This window comes from Propionivibrio sp. (assembly GCF_017995515.1).
GTDB lineage: Bacteria > Pseudomonadota > Gammaproteobacteria > Burkholderiales > Rhodocyclaceae > Propionivibrio.
This window is the reverse complement of record NZ_JAGOIT010000011.1, coordinates 15,794-41,553: the sequence shown is the minus strand read 5'-3', so window position 1 is coordinate 41,553 and position 25,760 is coordinate 15,794. Positions and strand designations below refer to the sequence as shown.

Here is a 25,760-nt window from a genome sequence, read left to right as displayed (position 1 = left end):
CCACCCGGCGGCCTAGCAGTAGACGTCGCGCCGGCCGTCGCGGATGCGCGCGAGCATGCGTTCGGAAGTCTTTCGCGCCTTGGCGCTCATGCCGGAGAGTTCGCCATCGATGGCTCTCTCGCCGTCGCAACGCGCCGATTCCGAGGCGTAGTCGATCAGGTACTCCTGGAAGGTCGTCACCGCGTTCGGATCGCACTTGAGCTTGATCAGGCCGGGCTTGGCGAGATCCATGAAATCCTGCCCGGTACGGCCGAGCCGGTAACACGCCGTACAGAACGAGGGGATGAAGCCCATCGTCGACAGTTCATGCACGACCTCGTCGAGCGAGCGGTGGTCGCCGAGCTGGAACTGTCCGGCAGCCGATTCCTCACCGCTATAGCCGCCGGGATTGGTCCGGCTGCCGGCCGAGATCTGCGAGACGCCGAGCGCGTAGCATTCGCGCCGGATCGCCGCCGATTCGCGCGTCGACAGGATGAGCCCGGTGTAGGGCACGGCGAGCCGCAGGATGGCGATGATCTTCTTGAAGTCGAGATCGCTGACCGGCGCCGGCGGCGCCAGCGAGACGTCCGAATGATCGGCCGGTTCGATGCGCGGCACGCTGATCGTGTGGCAGCCGACGCCGAACACCTCCTCGAGATGGGCGATGTGCTGCATCAGGCTGAGGAGTTCGAAGCGCCAGTCGTGCAGGCCGAAGAGCACGCCCATGCCGACGTCGTCGATGCCGGCATGCATCGCGCGGTCGAGAGCCGTCGCCCGCCAGTCGTAGTCGCGCTTCTTGCCGACGGTGTGTACCGCGGCATAGGTCGGGCGGTGGTAGGTTTCCTGAAAGAGCTGGTAGGTGCCGATGCCCGCCTGTTTGAGCTGGCGGAACTCGTCGACGTCGAACGGCGCGAGATTGACGTTGAGGCGGCGGATGTTGCCGCTGGCGTCGGTCACGTCGTAGACGGCGGCGATGGCGTCGAGCACGTACCGGAAGCCGCCGTTGGCCGCCGAGTAGCCTTCGCCGGCCACCAGCAGCAGGCGCTTGTGCCCCTGCCTGACCAGCTCGGCGGTGTCGCGCTTGATGCCTTCCATGTCGAGCGCGGTACGCTTCAACGCCTTGTTCGACGCGCGGAAAGCGCAGTAGGTGCATTCGTTGCCGCACACATTGGAGATGTAGAGCGGGGCGAAGAGCACCATGCGATGCCCGTAGATCTCTTCCTTGACGCGGCGCGCCGTGGCGAACAGCTCCTCGATCTGCTCAGGCGCAGCGATGTGGCAGAGCGCCGCGACGTCGGCCATGTCGAGGCCCTTGAGTTCGCGCGCCTTCTGCAGCACCTCGCGAATTCGTCCGTCGTCACGCACCGCGCTGTGCAGGATGTCGTCGACCGTACCGGCGTTGAGCCAATCGCTTGTCTGCTGTTGCGTCATCTCGAAGCTCTCCGCGTCAGCGCTTGCCCTGCGCGTCGATCTCGTCCCACTCGGCCTGGACGTTCGCTTCCACGCCGCAGGGACGCGACGTGTAGTGCGTATGCAGCATGTGGTGCGCCTTTTCCGAGTGCGGTTTTTCGAGGTAGTCGGCGTAGAGCTTCTGCACCTGCCGGTTGTTGTGCGACTGGCGCACGCGCACCTTGGTGCGGTCGATGTCGAAGATCGTCTCGCGCCGTTTCATCGCGTAGGGGATATAGGCCTTCTTCGAACGCAGCGTGCCGCCGCCGTCGACGCACCCCCCCGGGCAGGCCATGATCTCGATGAAGTCGAAATCCGCCGAGCCGTCGAGCACCGCCTCGACCAGCTTGCGCGTGCCCTTGAGGCCGTGGCACATGGCGACCTTGATCTCGCCGAATTCGCCGCCGAGATTGACGTGCGCCGAACGCACGTTCTCGAAGCCGCGCAGCTGCGCCACCTCGACGTGCTCCAGCTCCTTGCCGTTGACCACGTAGTACATGGTGCGCACCGCCGCCTCCATGACGCCGCCGGTGGTGCCGAAGATCGCGCCGGCGCCGGAGTACTCGCTCATCAGCGGATCGTCGTAGGTCGACGGTTCGAGCTGCTTCAAGTTGATCCCCTCGCGGCGCAGCAGGCGGGCGAATTCGCGCATGGTCAGCACGATGTCGACGTCCGGGATGCCGTTGGTCGTGAGCTGTTCGCGCGCCGCCTCGCCCTTCTTCGCCGTGCACGGCATGATCGAGATCATGCGCATCATCTTCGGGTCGATGCCGCGCTTTCGCGCCAGATAGGTCTTGGCGACCTTGCCCATCACCGCCTGCGGCGAGCGCGTCGTCGACAGCATCGGCAGCACCTCCGGGTAATGCTTCTCGGCGAAGTTGATCCACGCCGGGCAGCACGAGGTGAAGGTCGGGCGCTTCTTCGCCTTGAGGTGGCCGAGCAGTTCGGTGCCTTCCTCCATGATCACCACGTCGGCGCCGAAGTTGGTGTCGAGGATCACGTCGGCGCCGAGTTTGCGCAGCGCGGCGATGATCTGCCCCTCGACGTTGGAGCCGGGCGGCAGGCCGAACTCCTCGCCGAAGCCGACGCGGATCGCCGGCGCCGTCTGAAACACGGTGACGATGTCCGGGTCGGCGAGGTAATCGAGCACTTCCTGCGTCTGGTCGCGCTCGGACAAGGCGCCGGTCGGGCAGACCATGACACATTGACCGCAGGTGACGCACGGCGAAGCGTCGACCGATCCGCCCTTGAGCCGGACGCCGGCGGTGTTGCCCCAGCCCGAGAGCTCGAGCGCGTCGACGTCCTGGATCTTGCGACAGACGGCGACGCAGCGCGCGCAGCGGATGCAGCGGCTGCGGTCGTAGATGATCGGCTGGCTACCCGTGTCGGGCGGCAGGTCTTTCCAGCCCTCGGTGTAGCGGAAACGCACTTGCTTCAGGCCAACCGAGTTGGCCGCGACCAGCAGCTCGCAGCGCCCGGTGCGCGGACAGGTGGCGCAATCCTGGCGATGGTCGGCCATGGTCATTTCCATCTGCAGCTGGCGCATCGCCTGCACCTTGTGCGTCCGCGTCATCACGTTCGAGCCTTCAACCATCGGCGTGTCGCAGGCCGTCACATAGCGCGGCGTCGGGTCGTCACCGGCGTGCGCCCCTGCGTGCACCTCGACGAGGCAGACACGGCATGTCCCAGGCGCGTGGTCGATGTCGTGGAGTTCGCACAGCGTCGGGATATGAACGTCGTTGCGGCGCGCGACGTCGAGGATCGTTTCGTTGGCACTGAATTCGACTTCACGGCCGTTGATGTTGGCGTACATGGATGACTACCCCGCAATGGCTGTGAGTGGCTGTTCGTGAGCCGCGGCGTGCCCATTTCCGTTGCCGTTCTTCAACGACTTCGCGGTCACGATCGAATAGATGCGATAGCAGCGCAGGCAGCGCCGCGCCTCATCGTAGGCATCCTCCTTGGCCAGCACGCCGTCGACTTCGGCGAAGCTCGCGATGCGCTCGCCGGCGTCGCGTTCGGGAACCGGCAGGCGCGGCCGTTGCAGCACCGGGTTGTTCAGGCACTCGCCGTCAAGCAGATGGTTCCTGGCGAGCAGCTTCTGCATGCGGAACGCCGGCGTTAGGCGGATCTCGCCGTGCAGGAGGTAGTCGCGGATGCTCGCCGCCGCCCGTTCGCCATGATCAAGCGCATTGACCAGCGTCTGCGGCCCGAGCACGCAGTCGCCGCCGGCAAAGACGCCACGGCGCGTGGTTGCCAGCGTATCGGGATCGACCGTGATGCAGTTCCAGCGGTCGCGCGCGACGCCTTCTTCCGGCTGCAGGGCGTTCTTGTCGACCTGCTGGCCGATCGCCGCGATGACGAGATCGCACCTCATGAACGATTCGCTGCCAGGAATCGGCTCGACGCCGCGCCGGCCCTTGGCGTCGACTTCGGTCTGGCGCATCTGTACGAGTTCGACGCCTTGCAGCCGGCCGTTTTCGATGACCAGCGCCGACGGATTGACGAGACAGTGGAAGATGACGCCTTCTTCTTGCGCCGCGTGGACTTCATCGTGTGCCGCCGGCATGTCGTCGACGGTGCGCCGGTAGACGAGATGCACCGATTTCGCCCCCATGCGCCGCGCCGAACGCCCGCAGTCCATCGCCACGTTGCCGCCGCCGACGACGACCACGTCGCCCTCGACCGCGAACGGCTCGCCGTATTCGACATGCTTGTGCACCTTGAGCAGGAAGTCGACGCCCGAGGTGTAGCCCTCCGGTTTCTGCTCCTCGTTGCGCACGCCGAGCGTCGCTCCCTGGCTGGCGCCGTAGGCGAGAAACACCGCGTCATAGCCGCTCGCCAGCAAGGTATCCAGCGCGAAGTCGCGGCCGAGCACCTTGCCGTAGAAGAAGTTGCCGCCGAGCTGGCGGATGATGTCTTCGCTCTCGGCCTTGACCACATCCTTCGGCAACCGATAGCTCGGGATGCCGATCGACGCCATCCCGCCCGATGATCGCTGCGCATCGAAGACGTCGACCTGGAAGCCGTCGAGCAGCAGCTTGTAGGCGCAGGTGATCCCGGCCGGACCGGCGCCGATCACCGCGACGCGCTGCTTGTGCTGCACGGCCGGCCGCGTGAACTTGAGTCGATCGTTGGCCAACGCCTGGTCGGCCGCGTAGCGCTTGAGCATGCGAATGCCGACCGCGCCTTCGGCCCCGGCGCGGCGGCAGGCGTCCTCGCAGAAGCGCACGCAGACGCGTCCGCAGGTGGCGGCCATCGAGTATTTTTCGAGAATGACGCCGAGCGCGAAGTCGAACTTGCCGCCTTTCACGCCGTCGATGTACTTCGGCACGTCGATCTTCGACGGGCACGCCTCGATGCACGGCGCCGTCGTGTAGGCAAAGCTGTGCTGGAAAACCGCCTGCGCCGGCGACAGCGGCCTCAGCTCGTCGCGAAAGTTGCGCAGCGCGTCGAGCAGCGCACGTGCGCAACTCTGTCCCAGCCCGCACAGCGACGTGCTGCTCACTTGCTCGGCGAGCTCCTCAAGTTCCTTGAACACGCCGGCGGGGGCCGAACCGTTGACGACGCCTTTCAACAGATCGCGCATGCGCTGCGTGCCGACGCGACACGGCGTGCACCGGCCGCAGGATTCGCCGGCCGCGTGGCTCATGTACTGACAGAGCGCTCCGGCGAGCGAAATATCCGGATCAAGGACAAGGAAACCACGATTGGCGATGAACGCCTTGGTCGGATTGTCCGGCGCGAAATCGTCGAGCCCGGCCAGGGCTACTTCAAAACCGGCCGATCCTTGAGAACGGAAATCGTGAACCTTCCCGTCCCAGACCCCATACACTGAATGAGCCACTTCCACCCCCCGAATCAACCCGAGTGCAACCTGTGTGACGTGGAACAACGCTTCGGCTAGTGCTATTGGTCGCCCGCGTCGCGACAACGCAGGGCTGTTTTTGTCCCTTCAGTGTAGGAGTGAAGGATCTTTATTTAAAGCTAAACTTATTATCCATAACAAAAAGTGATTTATTAACAAAAAGGGCGGGAATCCCGACCAGGGAAACCCGCCCTCTTCCTGCCGCGACTTCGTGACAGCCGAATCGCTCAGCGGTTCTCCGGCACCATGTTGATCGCGCCGCACGGACACTCGGCCACGCACAGGCCACAGCCCTTGCAGTAGTCGTAGTTGAACTCGAAGCGCTTGCCCGGCCCGAGCTTGATCACCGCGTTGTCCGGACAGACGCCGTAGCAGTTGTCGCACTCGAAGCAGTTGCCGCAAGACAGGCAGCGGCGCGCCTCGAACAGCGCCGTGCTCTCGTCGAGCCCGCCCTGCACTTCCTCGAACGTCGATTGACGGCGGATGATGTCGAGCGTCGGCCGCACGGTCTTCGGAGCATCCGAGTAGTACCAGGTGTTGAGCTTCTCGAAGGTGGCCAGCTGGTGCTTCGGCGGTGCGACGTAGGTCGTCCCGCGCAGCCAGGCGTCGATGTTCTTCGCCGCCTTCTTGCCGTGCCCGACGCCGACCGTGATGTTGCGCTCGGCCGGCACCATGTCGCCACCAGCGAAGATTCCGGCGTGGCCGGTCATCATGTTGGCATCGACCTTGACCACGCCGTCGGTCACCTCCAGCCCCGGCACACCGTTCAGGAGGCCGAGATCGACGTCCTGACCGAGCGCCAGCACGACCGAGTCGGCTTCCAGCGTTTCGATTTCGCCGGTCGGCTGCGGAAAGCCCGAGGAATCAAGCTCCATCTTCTCGATCGTGATGCTCGATTCGCCGGCCTGCTTGATCGTCGACAGCCACTTGATCATCACGCCTTCCTGCATCGCCTCCTCGACCTCGAAGTCATGCGCCGGCATCTTGTCGCGCGTGCGGCGGTAGACGATGATCGGCTCGGCGCCCATGCGCTTGGCGGTGCGCGCGACGTCGATCGCGGTGTTGCCGCCGCCGTAGACGACGACCTTGCGCCCAAGCATCGGCTTCTCTTCGCCCTCCATGCTGCGCAGCACCGAGACAGCATCGACGATCTTCGAAACGGCGCCGGCCGGGATGTTGGTGCGCTTGCCGATGTGCGCGCCGACGGCGAGGAAGGCGGCGTCGAACTGGCCTTCCTGCATCGTTTCGAGAATGTTGTCGACCTTGGTGTTGAGCCTGACCTCGACGCCCATATCGACGACGCGCTGCATCTCGGCGTCGAGCACTTCGCGCGGCAGGCGGTACTTCGGAATGCCGAAGCGCATCATGCCGCCCATCAGCGGGCCGGCTTCGCACACCGTCACTTGGTGGCCGAGCCGGCGCAAGTGATACGCCGCCGACATGCCCGACGGGCCGGCGCCGACGATCAGCACGTGCTTGCCGGATTCGCTCGTCGGCTCGGCCAGCTTCCAGCGCCGCTTGATCGCCTCATCGCCAAGGAAGCGTTCGACCGAGTTGATGCCGACCGGCGAATCGAGCTGCCCGCGGTTACAGGCGCCTTCGCAGGTGTGGTAACAGACGCGGCCCATGATCGCCGGGAAGGGGTTGTCCCTGGTCAGGTGTTGCCAGGCCTTTTCGTAGTTGCCGGATTCAGCGTGGAACAGCCAGCCCTGGATGTCCTCACCGGCAGGGCACTGGTTGTTGCACGGCGGCAGCTTGTCGAGATAGACCGGCCGCTCGGTGCGCCAGGAGCCGGTGCGGTTGGCGAGCGACGAGCCGGGATCGAGTGTGATGGCAAACGGCTTCATCAGTACGCCTCCTTGCTGAGCAGATCGTATCTGCGGATGTTTTTATCGGCCAGCGCCTGCAGGCGGGCAATCGTGTCGACGGCCGGCGTCTTGCCGAACAGGTGGGCAAAGCGCTTCTGCGGACGCAGGTATTCCTCAACCGGCAGCAGACGACGGATCTTGGTCGACGTCTTCAGTTCGCCGTGCTCGGCCTCGAACACCGGGAAGACGCCGGTTTCCTTGGCCAGCCTTGAGAGACGCAAGGTGTCGTGCGAAGCGGATCCCCAACCGAGCGGGCAGGGCACGAGGATGTGGATGTAGCGTGCACCGCGGAAGGTCATCGCCCGCCGGACCTTGTATTCGAGGTCGCGCAGGTCGGCGACGGTCGCCGTGGCGACGTAGGGAATCTCGTGCGCCATGGCGATCGCCGGCAGGAACTTGCCCTGGCCGAAGACGTTGCCCGGCTCCGGGCCGACCGGCATGGTGGTCGCCGTGCGTGCCGCCGGCGGCGTCGCCGAGCTGCGCTGGACGCCGGTGTTCATGTAGCCGCCGTTGTCGTAGCAGATGTAGAGCACGTCGTCGTTGCGCTCGAACATGCCGGAGAGGCAGCCGAAGCCGATGTCGGTGGTGCCGCCGTCACCGCCCTGGGCGACGACGCGCACGTCGTTCATCACGCCCTTCTGGCGCTTGACCTTGATCGCCGCCGCGATACCGGTGGCGACCGCCGGCGCGTTGCCGAACAGCGAGTGAATCCACGGAATCTGCCACGAGGTTTCCGGATACGGCGTCGAGAACACTTCCAGGCAGCCCGTCGCGTTGGCGGCGATCAGCTGGTTGTTGGTCGCGTGCATCGCCGCATCGATCGCGTAACGCGCGCCGAGCGCCTCGCCGCAGCCCTGGCACGCGCGGTGGCCGGAGTTCAGCGAGTTGGTGCGCTCCATGTCGGCCTGCACGCTGCGCTCTTCGGGCACGAGCAGGCGGTTGCCGACGGTGAAAGTGCCGGTCTGGTAGAACTTGATCGGTTGATAGCTCATGGTCTGCTCCTCAAACGCCGTGCGCGGCGACGTTGTTCACGTCGCGCAGGATGTTTTCCGCGATCGGCCCCGAACGGCGCTTCTGGCGTTCGCGCTCGAGTTCCTTGTTCACCACCTTCCAGTCGAGATCGAGGAAGGTGAGGCCCGAGAGCTCGTCGCGTCCGGCCTTGTCGAGCATCTCGTGCAAGGACTTCTTGAGGATCGGGCGACCGCCGAGACCGGCGACGACCGTGTAGCTCGCGTGCTGGATGCCGGCCAGCGCGGTGCGCACGTCGGTCGCCAGGATGCCGCCGATGCCGACGGCAAAGGTCTTCTCGAGAACGACGACACGCTTGGCGTTCTTGAGCGCGGCGCGCACGGCTTCGAGCGGGAAGGGGCGGAAGGAGATGACGCCGAGCACGCCGATCCTGACGCCCGCATCGCGCATCTCGTCGATCGTATCCTTGATCGTGCCGAGCACCGAGCCCATCGCGACGACGATCGTTTCCGCATCGTCGGTGCGATAGGAGCGCACCAGACCGCCGGAATCGCGCCCGAAAACCGTCTTGAACTCGCCGGCCAGCTTCGGGATCAGGTCGAGCGCCTGCATCTGCTTGACGTGGGCGAGGTAGCGCACCTCGGTGAAGGCCTCGGGGCCAACCATTGCACCGATCGACACGGGTGCGTCGGTGTCGAGCACCTGACGCGGCTCGTACGGCGGCAGGAAGGCGTCGACCTGCTCCTGTGTCGGCATATCGACGCGCTCGTAGGCGTGCGTCAGGATGAAGCCGTCCATGCAGACCATCACCGGCAGGCTCAGTTCCTCGGCCAGTTTGAAAGCCTGGATGTGCAGATCGAGCGCTTCCTGGTTGGTCTCAGCGAAGATCTGGATCCAGCCGCTGTCGCGCTGCGAGATCGAGTCGGAGTGGTCGTTCCAGATGTTGATCGGCGAACCGATGGCGCGGTTGGCGACGGTCATCACGATCGGCAGACCGAGGCCGGAGGCGTTATAGACGGCCTCGACCATGAACAGCAGACCCTGCGACGCGGTCGCCGTGTAGGTGCGCGCGCCCGCGGCCGACGAGCCGATGGCGACGCTCATCGCGGCGAACTCGGACTCGACGTTGATGAACTCGCAGTCGTGCAGTTCGCCCGACTTCACCATCTCGCCGATGCCTTCGACGATGTGCGTCTGCGGCGAAATCGGGTAGGCGCAAATCACTTCCGGCCGGCACAGCGCGACGGCCTTGGCGACGGCGTGTGAACCTTCCATCTGCTTAAGCATGGGCCACCTCCTGGCGAGCGAGTTGTACGCCTTCGACCTGGGCACGTACCGTCTCGTAAGCCTCGGTCGCGGCGGCGACGTTGCCCTGCGCGACCTTGCCCGAGAACCTGGCGTTGATCGCCAGGCAGACGGATTCGAGCTTAATGCTGCCGGAGAGCGCGGCAAAGCCGGCGAGCAACGGCACGTTCGGCATCGGGCGACCGACGTGCTTGAGCCCCAGTGCAGTCGCCGCCAGCGTGCACAGCCGATCGGCCGGGAAGTCGCGAACGAAGTCGCTCAGTCCCAACTCTTCGAATGTGTTGGTCGTGTTGATCAGGATGAAGCCGTTTTTCTTCAACCCGGCAAAGACGTCGATCTGATGCAGCAGCGTCGGATCCTGAATGATCAGTGCATCAGGCTGCATGATCGGTTCACGCAAGCGGATCTCCTTGTCGGCAATGCGGCAAAAAGCCACCACCGGCGCTCCGGTCCGCTCGGAACCGAAACTTGGAAACGCTTGCGCGTGATGCCCCTCCTCAAATGCTGCGATCGACAGCATCTCTGCCGCGGTCACAACGCCCTGGCCGCCTCGGCCGTGTATACGTACCTCGAACATGTGTGCTCCTCTTCGTGAGTTCCCGGAATGGGTCCGCTTGATCACTTGATGTGATTGCGGAACTAATAGATGAAACTCTGGAACCAATAATTCTACCAATATCCTTGCGGATACTGAGATAGCGTTTCAGATCGCTCAATGTGGACAAAACGGCTGAGTCAGCCCACCCCTCGAATCCGCGCCGTAAACGCAAGACAGCCGCGAAAATCGCGGCCGTTTTACTTGGCATGAACGACTCGAACCTGCGGACTACACCACTTCGAGGTGCCCGATCCCGGAGCTGAGATCGCGATCCTTCGACTCCTTGCCGTGCAGCTTGATGTGCAGGCGCAAGTCGTTGATCGAGTCGGCGTTGCGCAGCGCATCTTCGTAAGTAATACGTCCGGCCTCGTAGAGGTCGAAGAGTGCCTGGTCGAAGGTCTGCATGCCGAGTTCGCGCGACTTTTTCATGATCTCCTTGATCTCGTGCACCTCGCCCTTGAAGATCAGGTCGGAAATCAGCGGCGAATTGAGCATGATCTCGATCGCCGCGACGCGCCCCTTGCCGTCCTTCTTCGGCAGCAAGCGCTGCGAGACGAGCGCACGCAGATTCAGCGAGAGGTCCATCAACAACTGATGGCGCCGCTCTTCGGGGAAGAAGTTGATGATGCGATCGATCGCCTGGTTGGTGCTGTTGGCGTGCAGCGTCGCCAGACAAAGGTGGCCGGTCTCGGCAAAGGCCACGGCGTAGTCCATCGTATTCCGGTCACGGATTTCGCCCATCAGGATGACGTCCGGCGCCTGACGCAAGGTGTTCTTCAGGGCGGCTTCCCAGGTGTCGGTGTCTACGCCGACCTCGCGTTGCGTGACGATGCAGCCCTTGTGGTCGTGAATGAATTCGATCGGATCCTCGATCGTGATGATGTGGCCGTGGCTGTTCTTGTTGCGATGATCGACCAGCGCGGCCAGCGACGTCGTCTTGCCGGTACCCGTGCCGCCGACGAAGATCACCAGACCGCGTTTCGTCATGGCGATGTCCTTCAGCACCGAGGGCAAGCCGAGCTCGTCGAGCGTCGGGATGGTCAGGTTGATCGTGCGGCAGACGACCGCAACGCGCCCCTGCTGGATCAGCGCATTGACGCGGAAGCGCCCGATGCCCGACGGCGAGATGGCGAAGTTGCACTCCTTGGTCGACTCGAACTCGGCCGCCTGCCGGTCGTTCATGATCGCCCGCGCCAGCTCCGCCGTATGCGTCGGCGCCAGCACCTGGTTTGAGACCGGCATGATCTTGCCGTCGACCTTGATCGCCGGCGGAAAGTTGGCGGTGATGAAAAGGTCGGACCCGTTTTTCTGCGACATCAGGCGCAGAAGGTCGTGCATGAATTTTAGAGCCTGATCGCGTTCCATGATTTACCTCTCTTTGCCGGTGCTTCACGCCCCGGGGAAAGCATCCTTGTTGGCTGCCCGAGCACGCGCTTCGGCCGCGGAAACGATATTGCGGCGAACGAGGTCCAGGAGATTCTGGTCGAGCGTCTGCATGCCGAGCTGCGCACCGGTCTGGATCGCCGAATACATCTGCGCCACCTTGTTTTCCCGGATCAGGTTACGGATCGCCGGCGTGCCGATCATGATCTCGTGCGCCGCCGTCCGCCCCGCGCCGTCCTTGGTCTTGAGCAGCGTCTGCGAAATAACCGCGCGCAAGGATTCGGAGAGCATCGAGCGCACCATTTCCTTTTCCGCCGCCGGGAACACGTCGACCACGCGGTCGATCGTCTTCGCCGCACTGGAGGTGTGAAGCGTGCCGAATACCAGGTGGCCGGTTTCAGCCGCCGTCAGCGCCAGACGGATCGTCTCGAGGTCGCGCATTTCGCCGACGAGGATCACGTCCGGGTCTTCGCGCAATGCCGAGCGCAAGGCGTTGGAAAACGACAGCGTGTGCGGCCCGACCTCGCGCTGGTTGATCAGGCACTTCTTCGATTCGTGCACGAATTCGATCGGGTCCTCGACGGTGAGGATGTGCGCGTGGTCGTTCTCGTTGATGTGATTGACCATCGCCGCGAGCGTCGTCGACTTGCCGGAGCCGGTCGGTCCGGTGACCAGCACGACACCACGCGGATACTCGGCGATGTCCTTGAAGATCTTGGGCGCCCCGAGATCCTCGAGCGTCAGCACCTTGGACGGAATCGTCCGGAAGACCGCCGCAGCGCCCCGGTTCTGCACGAAGGCATTGACACGAAAACGCGCGAGATTCGGAATCTCGAACGAGAAGTCGCACTCAAGCGTCTCTTCATAGTGCTTGCGCTGACCGTCGTTCATGATGTCGTAAACCATGGCGTGCACATCCTTGTGCTCCATGGCCGGCAGGTTGATGCGCCGTACGTCGCCATGCACGCGAATCATGGGCGGCAACCCCGACGAAAGGTGCAGGTCAGACGCCTTGTTTTTTACACTGAAGGCAAGGAGTTCGGTTATGTCCATCGGAGTTCATCCTCAGCGGCGGTCAGGGCCGGTGCTATACTTCAAAAGTTATACGAACGGCCGATTATGACTACAATTTCCGCCAACCTGCAAGCCGTCATCGCGCGTATTGAAGCCGCGGCGCGGCAATTCGGGCGGAATCCGGATGACATTTCGCTGCTGGCGGTAAGCAAGACCTGGCCGGCTGCGGACGTGCGCGAAGCGGCGTTGGCTGGACAAAGATCCTTTGGCGAAAACTACGTCCAGGAGGGCGTAGACAAGGCCAGAACGCTCGTCGCGCTCGATCTCGACTGGCACTTCATCGGGCCACTGCAAAGCAACAAGACGCGCGCGGTCGCCGAGACCTTCGCCTGGGTGCATTCGATCGACCGGCTGAAAGTCGCCGAACGTCTGTCCGGGCAACGACCGAACAGTCTTCCGGCACTTCAAGTCTGTATTCAGGTCAACGTCTCTGGCGAGACATCGAAAAGCGGCGTTTCGCCGGATGAGGCGTCAGCGCTGGCACACGGTGTGGCCGAGTTGCCACATATCCAATTACGCGGGTTGATGACCATTCCCGAACCGGTCGATGACTTTGCCAGGCAGCGAGCAGCGTTTCGTCGCGTACGTGGAGTTTTTGAGAGACTGAACAAGGAAGGTCTGTCGCTGGACACGCTGTCGATGGGCATGTCGCACGACCTCGAAGCGGCGATCGCCGAAGGCGCAACGATGGTGCGCGTGGGCACCGCAATTTTTGGTGAAAGAAACAAGGCATGAAAATTACATTCCTGGGTGGCGGCAACATGGCGAGCGCGCTGATCGGCGGCTTGCAGAACAACGGTATTCCGCCGAGCGAAATCGCCGTCATCGAAATCAACGCCGAGAACCGTGCACGCCTCGAACGCGAGTACCGCGTGCGCTGTTACGCCGAGCCGGACCCGGTCTCGATGCATTGCGACGCGCTGGTCCTGGCGGTCAAGCCGCAGCAGATGCGCGACGCCTGCTTGGCGGTCAAGAAGTACCTGAAAACGCAGTTGGTCATCAGCATCGCTGCCGGCCTGCGCCTCGACGCACTGTCGCGCTGGCTGGGCGGCCACGATCGGCTGGTGCGCGCCATGCCGAACACGCCGGCGCTGATCAGTTCGGGCGTCACCGGACTCTATGCGCTGCCGAGCGTCTCCGAAGCCGAACGCCTTGGGGCCGAGCGCGTGTTGAACGCAGTCGGCAGCACCGTCTGGGTCAACCTCGAGTCGCAGATCGACGCGGTGACCGCGATATCGGGCAGCGGTCCGGCCTACGTATTCCTCTTCATCGAGGCGCTGCAACAGGCGGCGATGGAACTCGGCTTCACGCCCAAGCAGGCACGTCAGCTGTCGATCGAAACGACGCTCGGCGCCGCCCGTCTGGCCGCGCAGTCCGAGGAGCCGGCCAGCATCCTGCGCGAACGCGTCACTTCCAAAGGTGGCACGACCGAAGCCGCGCTGCGCGCGATGGCCGAATGCATGGTCAAGGAAGGCATCGTCGCCGGTGCGATGGCCGCCAACGCACGCGGTGCCGAGCTGGGCGAGTTGCTGGGCAAGGACGACTGAACGACAACACATCCGATGTTCGACCTTATCAATCAAGCCGGATTCTTCCTGCTGAAATCCCTCGCCGAGTTCCTGTCGATCCTGCTGCTGATGCGCTTCTTCATGCAGCTCTTCCGGGTTTCGTTCAGCAACCAGATCGGCGCCTTCGTCGTGCAGCTGACCAACTGGCTGGTCCTGCCCTTGCGCAAGGTTATTCCCGGCGTTTTCGGTCTCGACCTGTCGAGCCTGCTGCCAGCCTACCTGCTGCAGGTCATCGTTCTGTTTGCCGCCGTCGCCCTGCAGGCGGGGCCGGATGTGCCCGTCGTCGTTATCCTCTTCGGCGCCCTGCGCGCCCTCCTGCGTACCAGCATCTATCTGCTGATCGGCCTCCTGATCGTGCAAGCCGTGCTCTCCTGGGTCAATCCTTACTCGCCCATCGGCCGGCCGATCAATCAGATCACGCAGGTCTTCCTCGGCCCGATCCGGCGCGTCGTACCGCCGATCGCCAACATCGATCTGTCGCCGCTGGTTGCCATCCTGCTGGCGCAGGTCATCCTCATCTTCATTTGACGATGGCGGATTGGCTCAGGGAAAGCGGCGGACGCACGACGCTGACCCTGCACATACAACCCGGTGCCAAGAAAACGGAGGTCGCCGGCCTGCATGGCGACGCGCTGAAGATTCGCCTCGCCGCGCAGCCCGTCGACGGCAAAGCCAACGCAGCCCTGGTCGACTTCGTCGCCGAGCGGCTGGATCTCGCCAAATCGGCGGTTTCGCTCAAGAGCGGCCAGACGTCGCGGCGCAAGGTTCTGGAAATCAGCGCCGCGCCGCGCGATACGGCACAGCGGCTGCTGCCTGACTAACCCTGGCGCGCGAAAACGAGGCGACCACCGACCAGCGTCGCACTGACGCGGCCGGCCATCTCGTAGCCGATGAACGGCGTGTTCTTGCCCTGGCTTTTCAGCGCATCGGGTAGAACGCGCCAAGGTTCGTGTGCATCGAAAACACAAATGTCGGCAGGTTTGCCGACCGTCAACGTCCCGGCGTCGATACCGAGGACGGCCGCAGGGTCGCAGGTCACACGCGCCAGCGCCGCGACCAACGGGATTTTCATTTCCTCGGCGAGTTTCAGGGTCAAGGGCAACAGCAACTCGAGACCGGTCGCCCCGGGGACCGCCTCGGCAAACGGCAGCAGCTTGCCATCCTCGTCGACCGGCGAGTGATCCGAGCAGACCGCGGCCAAGCCCTCGCCGACGGCTTCGCGCAAGGCCGCGCGGTCGGCACCCGAGCGCAGCGGCGGATCGAAGCGCGCGTGGCTGTCGAAATAGCCGATGTCGACCTCCGACAGATGCAGGTGATGAACCGCCACATCACAGCTGACTTTCGCACCCTGCTGCCTGGCCTTGCGCACCAGCGCGACACCGGCCGCCGACGACAGACGCGCAAAGTGCAAGCGCGCGCCGGTTTCGCCGGCGAGTTGCAGCGCGGTGGAGATCGCCACCGTCTCGGCGCAGACCGGAATCCCGGCAAGTCCGAGGCGCGAAGCAACCTCGCCGTCGTGTGCGACGCCGTCGCGCGCGAGGTAGTGATCCTCGGGCTGCAGATGGACCGTGTAGCCGAAGGTCGCTGCATACTGCATGGCACGGAACAGGATCTGCGTGTCGAGGATGGGCTCCTTGGCCTGCGAGAAAGCAAGGCAGCCCGCACGCGCCAGGCTGTTCATCTCGGACAGTTTCTCGCCGGCCAGCTGCTGGGTCAGCGCACCGATCGGAAACACGCGCGCCAGACCGAGCGCTTCGCTGTGCCGCACCAGGCGTTCGACAAGCCCCGGTTCGTCGAGCGGCGGATTGGTGTCCGGCGGACAGGCGACGGCGGTCACGCCACCCGCAACGGCGGCTGCGAGTTCCGAGCCAAGACTGCCAAGGCGAGTGGACAGGTCCACCAAGCCTGGGCAGACGATCCTGCCGCTTGCATCGATGACGGTGTCGGGCTCGAATCCCTCAGGCCGCGCGCCAATGGCAGCGATGAGTCCATCGGCGATATAGAGGTCGGCAAGGGCGTCGAAGCCCGACTTCGGATCGATGACCCGTCCGCCCTGGATATGTACCCTTATTTTCTTCACTTGATCTTGCATTACTCAGTTCCCCGCCAGAATACTCATGACCGCCATGCGCACCGCGATACCGAAGGTGACCTGCGGAAGGATGACGGCCTGCGCGCCATCGGCGACTTCCGAGGCAATCTCGACGCCGCGGTTCATCGGTCCCGGATGCATCACGATGGCGTCCGGCCGGGCCAGCGCCAGCATCTCGGGCGTCAGGCCGTAACACTTGAAGTACTCGCGCGCCGAGGGCAGCAATGCTCCGTTCATCCGCTCGTTCTGCAGGCGCAGCATGATGACCACGTCGCAACCGGCGAGCCCCTCCTTGAGATCGTGGCAGACGCGCACGCCCATTTTCTCGATCGCCGTCGGCAGCAAGGTCTGCGGACCGACGGCGCGCACTTCGGCGGCACCGAGCGTGGTCAGCGCATGAATGTCGGAACGCGCGACGCGTGAATGCAGGATGTCGCCGACGATGGCGACGGTGAGGTTGGCAAAATCCTTCTTGTAGTGACGGATCGTGTACATGTCGAGCAAGCCCTGCGTCGGGTGCGCGTGCCGGCCGTCGCCGGCGTTCACCACGTGCACGTCGGAGCGCCCGAGGCGGCGCAGGTGTTCGACGATCAGGTAGGGCGCGCCGGACGAAGCGTGGCGGACGACGAACATGTCGGCGTGCATGGCGACGAGATTGTCGATGGTGTCGAGCAGCGTCTCGCCCTTGGCCGTCGACGAACGCGCGACGTCGAGGTTGATGACGTCGGCCGAAAGGCGCTTGGCAGCGATTTCGAAGGTCGTGCGCGTACGCGTCGAATTCTCGAAGAACAGGTTGAAGACGCTCTTGCCGCGCAGAAGCGGCACCTTCTTCACGTCGCGGTCGGAGACTTCGAGAAAGCTCGACGCCGTATCGAGGATCTGCGTCAGGATCGAGCGCGGCAGGCCGTCGATCGATAGGAGATGCGCCAGTTCGCCGTTGGCGTTGAGTTGCGGGTTATGCATGGCCGTCGCACCTCCATTGCAGCCGGCCATCTTCAGCCGGCACCAGAACAAGCTCCTCGGCGTCGTCAAGTTCAGCCTGCCAGGCGCAGAACTCGGCGCAGATCGGCAGCTCCCGCCCACCGCGGTCGGCGAGCACGGCGAGCTTGATGTTGGCGGGGCGTCCGTAATCGAACAACTCGTTGATCGCGGCGCGCGTCGTGCGCCCGGTGTAGAGGACGTCGTCGACCAGGATGATCGGCCGATCCTCGACGTCGAAGGGGATCGACGTCGGTTTCACCTGCGGATGCAGCCCCTTTTCACCGAAATCGTCGCGATAGAACGAAACGTCGATCAGCCCGACTTCGCCCTCCAGACCGAGCAGTTCACGCAGCCGGCGTGCGACCCAGGCGCCGCCGCTATGGATGCCGACGAGCACGGTGTTCGGCTGCAGTTGCGGACGAATGAGATTGGCAAGTTCGACGCACTGCGCTTCGGCGTCCGGGAGTTGGTTAGGCAACATGGTAGGCTGGGTTCCTGGATTCTTCGGAAAATCGTTCAAAAAAACACTGCAAGATGATCTGCGCGGCCAGCGCGTCGACGTGTTCGCGCGCGCTCTTGGCGTTATGGCCGCCGGCGCGCAAACGCCCCTCGGCCTCGACCGAACTGAGGCGCTCTTCGGCGTAATCGACGGGCAGACCGAAGCGGCCGCGCAACTGGTTGGCAAAGCGGGTGGAACGCGCCGTCATCTCGTGCGCACTGCCATCGAGCGCCAGGGGCAGGCCGACGACGAGCGAAACCGGCCGCCATTCCTTGAGCAGGGCCTCGATCGCGGCAAAGCGCACGGCGTTGGCCTCACCGTGAATCGTCGTCAGCGGGTGCGCCTGCGCCAGCGGCCATTCGCCGACCGCGACGCCGATCCGTTTCACCCCGAAATCGAAGGCCAGAATGGTGCCGGCTTGGCGAACAGGCGCCTCAGGCATGCCCAGCCATCCCGGACAGGTTGGCAAAATCGACGCCGAGCGCCTCCAGCGCCGACGGCAAGCGCTCCTCGAAGGGCAACTCGAAGAGAATGTGGAGATTCGCCGGCACCGTCAGCCAGGCGTTCTGCGCCAGCTCGTGCTCGAGCTGCCCTGCCCCCCAGCCGGAGTACCCAAGCGTCACCAATATCTCGCCGGGTTCGCCGTCGTGGCCCAGCGCCTGGAGAACGTCGCGCGAACTCGTGAGCCCAAGCTCGGGCGTCACAGCGAGCGTCGATTGCCAGTTGCCGAGCGGGCGATGCAGGACAAAGCCGCGATCGGTCTGCACCGGGCCGCCGAAGTACACCGGGAGCTTGCCAACATCCGCGGCTTCCAGCGCCACGTCGATCTTCTCGAACAGCGCAGCGAGGTTGAGTTCGATCGGACGATTGACGATCAAACCCAATGCGCCCTGATCGTTGTGCTCGGCGATAAAGATCAGCGACTCGGAAAAATAAGGGTCATCCATCGCCGGCATGGCGATGAGAAAATGATTGGTGAGATTCATGCTTTGCATAGCCGACCTATTTTAAACGCCGCATGCGACTCAGACAAAGGTAATCCATGTTCGACTCCGTCCTCGTCTGGTTCCGGCGCGATCTGCGCGACTACGATCATGCCGCGCTCAGCGCGGCCCTGCGCCGAGCGCGTTCGGTGTTTTGCGCGTTCGTTTTCGACCGCGACATTCTCGACGCGTTGCCGAACGCGCATGACCGCCGTGTCGAATTCATTCACAGCTCGCTCGCCGAACTCGACTTGGCTTTTCAGCGACGCGGCGGAGGCCTCATCGTCAGGCACGCACGCGCAGTAGACGCAATCCCCCAACTAGCGCGAGAACTCGGCGTTGACGCCGTGTTCGCCAACCGTGACTACGAGCCGCAGGCAAAAGCCCGCGACGCGCGCGTCTCGGCCGAACTGGAGCGCCACGGCATCGGCTTCGAGTGCTTCAAGGACCAAGTGATCCTTGACGGGCCCGAGGTGTTATCGCTCGCCGGCAATCCCTTCACGGTTTTTACCCCCTACAAGCGCGCCTGGCTGAAGCGCCTCTCCGACGACGATCTGGCGCCCCATCTCTCCGAGCACGGCACACTGGCCAAACCAGCCGGTCTCAACGCACTGCCATCGCTGCGCGAACTCGGTTTCCAGCCGACAAACCTCGGCAGCCTCGGGATCACGCCCGGCATGCGCGGTGCACGCGGTCTGGCCGACGACTTCTTAAGGCGCATCGCGCACTATGCCGAGCGGCGCGACTATCCTGCGATCAAGGGCGTTTCTTATCTCTCAGTGCATCTCCGTTTCGGCACGATCTCGATCCGGGAACTGGTCGCGCAGGCGCTCACCCGCGGCGCGGCGCAGAGCGACAATGGTGCAGCCACGTGGCTCTCGGAGCTGGTTTGGCGCGAGTTCTACTTCATGATCCTCGACCACTTTCCGCACGTGGTCGAACGATCATTCAAGCCCGAGCACGATGCGATCGAGTGGGAGCAAGGCGCGCTCGCCGACGCGCAATTCGCCGCCTGGTGCAACGGCGAAACGGGGTATCCGCTGGTCGACGCCGCCATGCGACAGCTGAACAGACGCGGCTACATGCACAACCGCCTGCGCATGGTCGTCGCCTCGTTCCTGACCAAAGATCTTGGCATCGACTGGCGACGCGGCGACGCGTACTTTGCCCAGCACCTCAACGACTTTGACTTGTCGGCCAACAATGGAGGTTGGCAATGGGCCGCATCGAGCGGTTGTGACGCACGGCCGTACTTCCGCGTTTTCAATCCGATAACGCAATCGGAGCGCTTCGACCCCGACGGTCGTTTCATCCGCCGCTACCTGCCCGAACTCGCCAACGTACCGGACCGGTATATCCACGCGCCGTGGATGATGGACGCCAGCCTGCAATCGGCATGCGGCGTGATTGTTGGACGCGACACGCCGCCCCCGATCGTCGAACACGACGCGGCGCGGCGAGCGACACTGGCCCGCTACGCCATCGTCAAACGTGCCGTTGCTTCGTGACGTAGTCCGCGACGAGGCCGAGCAGTTCGTCTTCCTGATACGGCTTGCCGAGGTAGTGATTGACGCCGATCTCGAACGCGTAGGTGCGGTGCTTTTCGGCCGTGCGCGACGTGATCATGATGATCGGTATCGATTTCAGGCGCTCGTCGGCGCGCACGTTGCGGGTTAGATCGAAGCCGTCCATGCGCGGCATCTCGATATCGACGAGCATGACGTCCGGGACGATGTCGAGCAGTTGCTCCAGCGCCTCGACGCCGTCCTTCGCCAGCAGCACCTGATAGCCTTCGCGCGCCAACAAGCGGCCGGTGATCTTGCGCACGGTCAGCGAATCATCAACAACCATGACCGTCGGCAACGTCGAAACCTCGGCAGCCTCCGGCATCGCTGCCAAATGGTTCTGCGGTTCGATGCTCCGTGCACGGCTAGCCAGTGCGACCGGATTGAGGATCAGAACGACCTGACCACCGCTGAGCACCGTGGCACCGTTGATGCCGACCACACGCGCTAGCTGCGGGCCAATGTTCTTGACGACGATTTCCTCGTTGCCCATCAACTCGTCGACCTGGACGGAAATTCTCCGATCGCCGCTGCGCAACAGGAGCGTCCAGTACTGTCGGCGCTGTTCCGGCAACGCCTGCTGCTCGCCGAGGAGATGCGGCAGATAGCTGAACGGATAGTGGTGCCCCATCCATTCGGCGGTTCCCGCTTCGCGAATACGGCTCAACGCAGCTTCCTTCAGATCGAGCACCTGCTCGATCATCACCGACGGAATCGCGTAGCGCTTGCCGCCCGCGCGCACGATCAGCGCCTTGGTTACGGCAAGCGTCAGCGGAATGTAGAGACGAAACTCCGTCCCCCCCCCCTGCGTGGAGAGCGTTTCAATCCGGCCGCCAAGGCTGCCGACCTCGGTTTTCACCACATCCATGCCGACACCGCGGCCGGCAACTTGCGACACCTCTGACGCGGTGGAAAACCCGGGCGTGAAAATCAGGTTCGCCAGGCGTTCGGCATCAACCTCTTCATCGGCCTGCAGCAGGCCCGCTTCGATACCGCGCGCGCGAATCCGCTCGAAATCGAGGCCGGCACCGTCGTCGGCAAAACTGAGGATGATTTCGTTGCCTTCCTGCTTGAGGGCGAGCGAGATTTCGCCGATCTCCGGCTTGCCCTGCTGCACTCGCGTCTCGCGGTCCTCGACACCGTGCACGACGGCATTGCGCAGCAAGTGCTCGAGCGGCGCAGCCATCTTGTCCAGCACGCTGCGGTCGAGTTCGACCTGGCTACCCTTGATTTCAAGATTGACGCGCTTGTTCAGCTCCTTCGAGGTCTGGCGGACGATACGGTAGAGGCGATCGGCAAGGCTGCCGAAAGGGACCATGCGCACGGACATCAATTCCTGCTGAACCTCGCGGTTCAGACGCGCCTGGGCGATGATCGCCGCGTTGGCGTCGTCCAGGTTCTTCAGGAGATTCTGCTGAACGGTCGCCACGTCGTTGACCGACTCGGCCATCATCCGCGTCAATTCCTGGAAGCGGGTGAAGCGGTCGAACTCCAGCGGATCGAAGCCGGCATGATGTTCGTCGGCCTGCGCCGTCCGCGACTGCATCTGCGATTCGGCCTGAATTTCGATCTCGCGCAGTTGGCGACGCAGACGAATGACGTTTTCCGTCAAGTCGAGCAACGACTCCTTCAGGCTGCGCATCTCGCCTTCGATCCGCGAACGCGCAATCGACAACTCGCCAGCCTCATTCACCAAGCGATCAACCAGATCGGAGCGAACACGCAGCGTTGATCGCTGCGCCGTCGGGTCGGCTTCCGCCTCCACTTCCGCGATACGCGCACGATCCGCCCGGCGCTCTGCCTGCGTTGAGACGGCGCCTGATTCGGCAGGCGTCGCCGCGGCGGAGACAGCCGAGGGTACCGGAACTGCGTCCGGCTCGGGCGTGGTCGCCAGCGGTTGCGCCAGCGATTCGCCGCTTTGCAGGCGTTCGATGATCTGCTGTACGGCGTCGAGCGACGCGTGAATTTCGTCGATAGTCTCCAGCGTCACAGCGCCGGAGCGGCTCGCTTCGTCTACGCGCGTCTCGATCGCATGCGTAATTTCACCCAGGCGCATTGCGCCGGCCATGCGCGCACTACCTTTGAGCGTATGCAGGAGGCGGGCCAGCGTACGCACCGGCTCGGCACTGGCGGGATCGCTGCGCCACGCGCGCATCTGCGCGGCGATGCTCTGACTGAGGTCGAGCGCTTCCTCGAGGAAGATCGGCAGCAACTGCTCGTCGATTTCGTCGGGCAATTGCGGAATGCTGTCGACCGGTGCCGACGGCGTTGCCGCCTCGGGTTTCGCGGCATCCGGTCCGGCTCCTGCGGCTGCTTCCGCCAGGACTTCCGGTTCGGCCGAATCCGCCGGTGCGGCTGGCGCCGAAAGGGTCACGACCGGATAGAGTGCGTCCAGCGAGCCAACGAGTTCGCCAGCCTCGTCCGGCACCCGCTTGAGGGTCACCGTCTCGAGCATCGCGTTCAGCTCGCCGATCGCGCAGGCGACCGTGGCAATCGCTTCGGCGCTGGCACGCTGCGCCGAGTTGTCACGCCGCAACAAGGCGTGTTCGAGTGCCAGACCAAGACGGTTGATCGGATCCAGGCCAACGGTAGCCGAAATCCCCGCCAGCGTGTGTGCTGCCCGGTACATCGCGTGTGGCGTCGGCAACAGCTCGTTCCGCTCGAGGGCGGCGAGTTCCTTTTGCAACGTCGCAAGATGTCCACTCGCCTCTTCCGAAAAGATTTCGTACAGCACAGGCGAGATGGTGACCGTCTGGTGCGGTCGTACAGGTATGTCCTGCACCTCACCCGCAGGCGATGCGGTCGTCGGCTCGGCCAGCATCTCGGCAATCGGACCGACGCCTTCGATTGCCAGCGATTCTTGTGCGCTCGTTTCAGCGAGCCCACGCTCGTCCGCTTCGGGAATGCCGAAGCCGTCGTCTTCGTTCGCGGCCAGAGGGGCTTCCAGTGGCGAAAAATCAACGGTGATGATCTCGGCGCCTTCCTGCGCAACGATCGTCGCCAAGGTATCGAGATCGTTCTGCGGCGCTTCGCCGAATTCCGGAATCGTGATCTCGCCACCTTGCGTCGGCGCAGGTTCGGGCGCTGCCGGTTGGGCAAGATCCTGGACGACCGGCGGAATCGCCCCCCCCTCTTCGCCACTCAGGCGCAACGACTCGGCAAGGGCAATCAAGGCGGTCGGATCCGGCGCGGCACCTTCCCGGGTTTCGAGTAAACGCACCCAGTTCGAGAACAGCGAGTAGGCGAGGCGAATCATGTCGAGCAACGCCGTACCGACTTCGAGTTCCTTGCGCAGCCACAGGTTGAGCGTCTGTTCCACCGCCCAGGCGGCCTCGCCGACGTCCTTGAGCCCGACCATCCGGCCACTACCTTTGAGCGTATGGAAGGAGCGACGAATGGTCGTCAGATACTCGACATTGTGCGTCTGACCCTGCAGCAGCCGGGTGTTTTCGTCGATCGTGGCGAGTACCTCGTTCGCCTCCTCGAGGAAGATATCGAGCAGTTCGGCATCAATTTCCTCGGTACTTGCCTGCGACAATTCGATCGTCTCGGCCGAAGGTGCTGGCAGGTCGGCCTGCTGCGGTTTGAGCGAAGCCATCGCCAGCTCGAGTTGCGGCGCTGCGGCACCGCCTCTCTCGAGAACGGAAAGCACTGCTTTGGCCTGTTCTGCGAGCGACGAATCAGCCACCAGGTCGGCATCGTTCTTCAGCGCCGTCAGGTTGCTCTTGAGTTCTTCGCGCAGCTGGCTGTCTTCGGGCTGCGCTTTCAAGGCGTCAAGCAATGCGCGCGCCTCGACCTTCTGCTGCTCGACCTCCTGCTCGACCGAAACGCTCACCTCATCGGCGGCGACTTCTTCTGCGTCCTCCGGCTCGTCGGCCAGATGCGCTTGCATTCGCCGCGAGAACTCGGCGAAATCTGCGGCGCCGTGCTGCATGGCATCGATGAAGAAGCCGATCATCGACAGGCGATCGGCGACCTGCTCGAAATCCGCTTCCTGCGGTTCATATCCGGTATCGACAAAACGACGAATCTCGTCGGCGCAGTCGCGCAAGGCAGCAACCGCCGCGTCCTGGCGCATCATCGTCAACGCACCGATCACCTGCTTCAGGGGAACATCGAGCCCCTCAAGCTCGTTTCTCTTGGCCACGTCGCGGAAGAAGCCGTCGAGGACTTGCTCGATCTGAACAAGATTGCTTTGGATTTCCTTGGCGACCTGTCCGATCAGCAGCTTTTCCTGCGCCTGTCGGGACATCTCGTCAAGCAGGGGAATCTCCGAACCGGGTGGCGGCAATTTGCCTGCAATGCAGCCGTGAATGCGTGCAACGGTGACGTCCACCTGATGCGCAAAATCACTGCCGAGCCGCTGAAAGTTTTCCTGCGCGTTCTGCGTCAGCAGGATGGCCGTCGCAATTTCCATGGCCAGCGCTTCGGAATGACGAGATCCGTCTTCCGCCAGCCACTTCGCCGCCGCCGCGATCGCCTGCGCCAGACGGCGGAAATCCGTGTTCCCCAACCGATCGACAAGCGCCGACAAGCCGTTAGCATGCTCCCTGAATAAGGGCAAGGCCTGCGCACTCCCGGCACAGAACTTGTTCCAAGCCTCCTCCGTGCTCGTGATGACCTCGCGCAGCTTCCTGCGTAGCGTCTCTTCCGGAACCGGCGCCTCGGCATCCGCGCCGGGGACCGCTGACTGCAACTGGTAAGCGCTCTTGATCGATTGAACAGCATCGCTGCTGGAATCGGCCGTCGCTACGAAGTAAAGGGCATCGCGCACCAGCCGTTCGGCAACGTTCCTCGAGCCATCGAGCAGTCGGCGGATTTGCAGATCGATGCGTGCGCAGAGCTGCTTGGCATTGACCTCATCCTGCACCGCGCCCTCTGCAAGCGCCGAGAGGAAGCCTGTCGCCACCCACCAGAATGACCGAGCCGCCGCTGATTCCTGTGTATCTTCAATTCTGCGGACCGCCGCCAGCATATCGGACAGCCCGCTTCGGTCCTTTGGATTACGCAACCAGGCAAGGAATCCCCGCTGGAAACGACCGCGCTCCAGACGCAAGAGTTTGTGGAACCCCTCCTGCGCCAGCTTCGTCGCCGGCGTGTCGCGCCGGGGTGGACGTGCCGACAAGTCGGGGAAGAAGAGATCGGTCGCCGAGATCCGCGACAGACCGCGCGCCGCCTGGATCTCCCGATAGACGGCGAGCAAGCGCAACGGTTGGTTCGGCTGGCCATTGATCAGGCCATCGAGGTAGTGACCGATCATGGCCAAGGCTCGATGCGCGAGCGCAATGCTCGCGGCATCTCCAGCGAACGCCCGCTCCTCGATCGACAGCAGCATCGCTTCCAGCGCTTCGGCAAACTGCGTGACACCGTCGAGTCCGACGATCGTCAGTGCGCCCTGCACCTGATGCAGGTGCGTACGACTAAAGCGGATTTGCGTCAGGTCGCCCTCACCGGCCTCGAGGCTTTTCGCGTACTGCTCAAGCGCCTGATCGGCGCGCCCCAGAGCAAGATCGATCTCGCTCTTGACCCAGGTCAACGGGCCGACATCAAATTCTGTCGCTGCATTCATGATGGGGCGC

The 25,760-nt window shown here is 63.7% G+C and carries 20 protein-coding genes; 5 read left to right on the top strand and 15 right to left on the bottom strand.

Features of this window, described 5'->3' with window-relative positions; translation table 11 throughout:
• Positions 1–12 precede the first annotated feature (12 nt).
• The 9 genes from hydG to KBA32_RS03250 form a co-directional block, all read right to left on the bottom strand.
• Positions 13–1,410, bottom strand: coding sequence for a [FeFe] hydrogenase H-cluster radical SAM maturase HydG (gene hydG / locus KBA32_RS03290; protein WP_294355246.1), 1,398 nt, complete (start codon positions 1,408–1,410; stop codon positions 13–15).
• A 16-nt stretch (positions 1,411–1,426) separates the two neighbouring features.
• On the bottom strand, positions 1,427–3,241 hold the full coding sequence (locus tag KBA32_RS03285) for a 2Fe-2S iron-sulfur cluster binding domain-containing protein (RefSeq protein ID WP_294355243.1): 1,815 nt from the start codon (positions 3,239–3,241) through the stop codon (positions 1,427–1,429).
• 6 nt (positions 3,242–3,247) lie between these two features.
• On the bottom strand, positions 3,248–5,275 hold the full coding sequence (locus KBA32_RS03280) for an FAD-dependent oxidoreductase (protein ID WP_294355240.1): 2,028 nt from the start codon (positions 5,273–5,275) through the stop codon (positions 3,248–3,250).
• Positions 5,276–5,523: 248 nt separating this feature from the next.
• Positions 5,524–7,143, bottom strand: a complete 1,620-nt coding sequence (locus KBA32_RS03275) for an NAD(P)-binding protein (RefSeq protein WP_294355235.1) — start codon at positions 7,141–7,143, stop codon at positions 5,524–5,526.
• On the bottom strand, positions 7,143–8,156 hold the full coding sequence (locus KBA32_RS03270) for a thiamine pyrophosphate-dependent enzyme (protein WP_294355233.1): 1,014 nt from the start codon (positions 8,154–8,156) through the stop codon (positions 7,143–7,145). The genes KBA32_RS03275 and KBA32_RS03270 overlap by 1 nt, the downstream gene beginning before the upstream one ends.
• Before the next feature lie 10 nt (positions 8,157–8,166).
• Positions 8,167–9,420 carry a transketolase C-terminal domain-containing protein gene (locus tag KBA32_RS03265; RefSeq protein ID WP_294355230.1) on the bottom strand — a complete coding sequence of 418 codons (1,254 nt, stop codon included), beginning with the start codon at positions 9,418–9,420 and terminating at the stop codon, positions 8,167–8,169.
• Positions 9,413–10,114, bottom strand: a complete 702-nt coding sequence (locus KBA32_RS03260) for a 2-oxoacid:acceptor oxidoreductase family protein (protein ID WP_294355228.1) — start codon at positions 10,112–10,114, stop codon at positions 9,413–9,415. Before KBA32_RS03260 ends, KBA32_RS03265 begins: the two co-directional genes overlap by 8 nt.
• A gap of 150 nt (positions 10,115–10,264) precedes the next feature.
• Entirely contained in the window at positions 10,265–11,401 is a 1,137-nt protein-coding gene (locus KBA32_RS03255; RefSeq protein WP_294355225.1) for a PilT/PilU family type 4a pilus ATPase, read from the bottom strand.
• A 24-nt stretch (positions 11,402–11,425) separates the two neighbouring features.
• The gene (locus tag KBA32_RS03250) at positions 11,426–12,472 is read right to left on the bottom strand and encodes a type IV pilus twitching motility protein PilT (RefSeq protein ID WP_294355222.1); all 1,047 of its coding nucleotides are present in this window, start codon (positions 12,470–12,472) and stop codon (positions 11,426–11,428) included.
• A 66-nt stretch (positions 12,473–12,538) separates the two neighbouring features.
• Between KBA32_RS03250 and KBA32_RS03245 the strand changes: the two genes are divergently transcribed.
• From KBA32_RS03245 to KBA32_RS03230, 4 genes are read left to right on the top strand one after another with little or no spacing between them, the layout of a single operon-like run.
• Positions 12,539–13,228, top strand: a complete 690-nt coding sequence (locus KBA32_RS03245; RefSeq protein ID WP_294355269.1) for a YggS family pyridoxal phosphate-dependent enzyme — start codon at positions 12,539–12,541, stop codon at positions 13,226–13,228.
• Entirely contained in the window at positions 13,225–14,040 is an 816-nt protein-coding gene (gene proC, locus KBA32_RS03240) for a pyrroline-5-carboxylate reductase (RefSeq protein WP_294355219.1), read from the top strand. Before KBA32_RS03245 ends, proC begins: the two co-directional genes overlap by 4 nt.
• A 15-nt stretch (positions 14,041–14,055) precedes the next feature.
• The gene (locus KBA32_RS03235; RefSeq protein WP_294355217.1) at positions 14,056–14,589 is read left to right on the top strand and encodes a YggT family protein; all 534 of its coding nucleotides are present in this window, start codon (positions 14,056–14,058) and stop codon (positions 14,587–14,589) included.
• Positions 14,590–14,591: 2 nt separating this feature from the next.
• Positions 14,592–14,882: a DUF167 domain-containing protein gene (locus KBA32_RS03230; protein WP_294355214.1), complete on the top strand. Its 291-nt coding sequence runs from the start codon at positions 14,592–14,594 to the stop codon at positions 14,880–14,882.
• On the opposite strand, the gene KBA32_RS03225 is transcribed toward KBA32_RS03230, so the two are convergent.
• Genes KBA32_RS03225 through KBA32_RS03205 form a run of 5 tightly spaced genes read right to left on the bottom strand, consistent with a single transcriptional unit; the run spans position 14,879 to position 18,628 of the window.
• Positions 14,879–16,153, bottom strand: a complete 1,275-nt coding sequence (locus KBA32_RS03225) for a dihydroorotase (RefSeq protein ID WP_294355210.1) — start codon at positions 16,151–16,153, stop codon at positions 14,879–14,881. The two genes, KBA32_RS03230 and KBA32_RS03225, sit on opposite strands and share 4 nt — an antisense overlap.
• A 3-nt stretch (positions 16,154–16,156) precedes the next feature.
• Positions 16,157–17,116, bottom strand: coding sequence for an aspartate carbamoyltransferase catalytic subunit (locus KBA32_RS03220; protein WP_294355208.1), 960 nt, complete (start codon positions 17,114–17,116; stop codon positions 16,157–16,159).
• Positions 17,109–17,615, bottom strand: coding sequence for a bifunctional pyr operon transcriptional regulator/uracil phosphoribosyltransferase PyrR (gene pyrR, locus KBA32_RS03215; protein WP_294355205.1), 507 nt, complete (start codon positions 17,613–17,615; stop codon positions 17,109–17,111). The genes KBA32_RS03220 and pyrR overlap by 8 nt, the downstream gene beginning before the upstream one ends.
• On the bottom strand, positions 17,605–18,075 hold the full coding sequence (gene ruvX, locus KBA32_RS03210) for a Holliday junction resolvase RuvX (protein WP_294355202.1): 471 nt from the start codon (positions 18,073–18,075) through the stop codon (positions 17,605–17,607). Before ruvX ends, pyrR begins: the two co-directional genes overlap by 11 nt.
• Complete coding sequence (locus tag KBA32_RS03205) at positions 18,068–18,628, bottom strand: YqgE/AlgH family protein (RefSeq protein WP_294355196.1); 561 nt, start codon at positions 18,626–18,628, stop codon at positions 18,068–18,070. Before KBA32_RS03205 ends, ruvX begins: the two co-directional genes overlap by 8 nt.
• Before the next feature lie 47 nt (positions 18,629–18,675).
• Between KBA32_RS03205 and KBA32_RS03200 the strand changes: the two genes are divergently transcribed.
• Positions 18,676–20,124 (top strand): deoxyribodipyrimidine photo-lyase, encoded by a 1,449-nt coding sequence (locus KBA32_RS03200; protein ID WP_294355190.1) that lies wholly within the window; start codon positions 18,676–18,678, stop codon positions 20,122–20,124.
• Here the strand turns inward: KBA32_RS03200 and KBA32_RS03195 are convergent.
• Positions 20,102–25,750, bottom strand: a complete 5,649-nt coding sequence (locus tag KBA32_RS03195) for an Hpt domain-containing protein (RefSeq protein WP_294355187.1) — start codon at positions 25,748–25,750, stop codon at positions 20,102–20,104. The genes KBA32_RS03200 and KBA32_RS03195 overlap by 23 nt on opposite strands.
• Positions 25,751–25,760 lie beyond the last annotated feature (10 nt).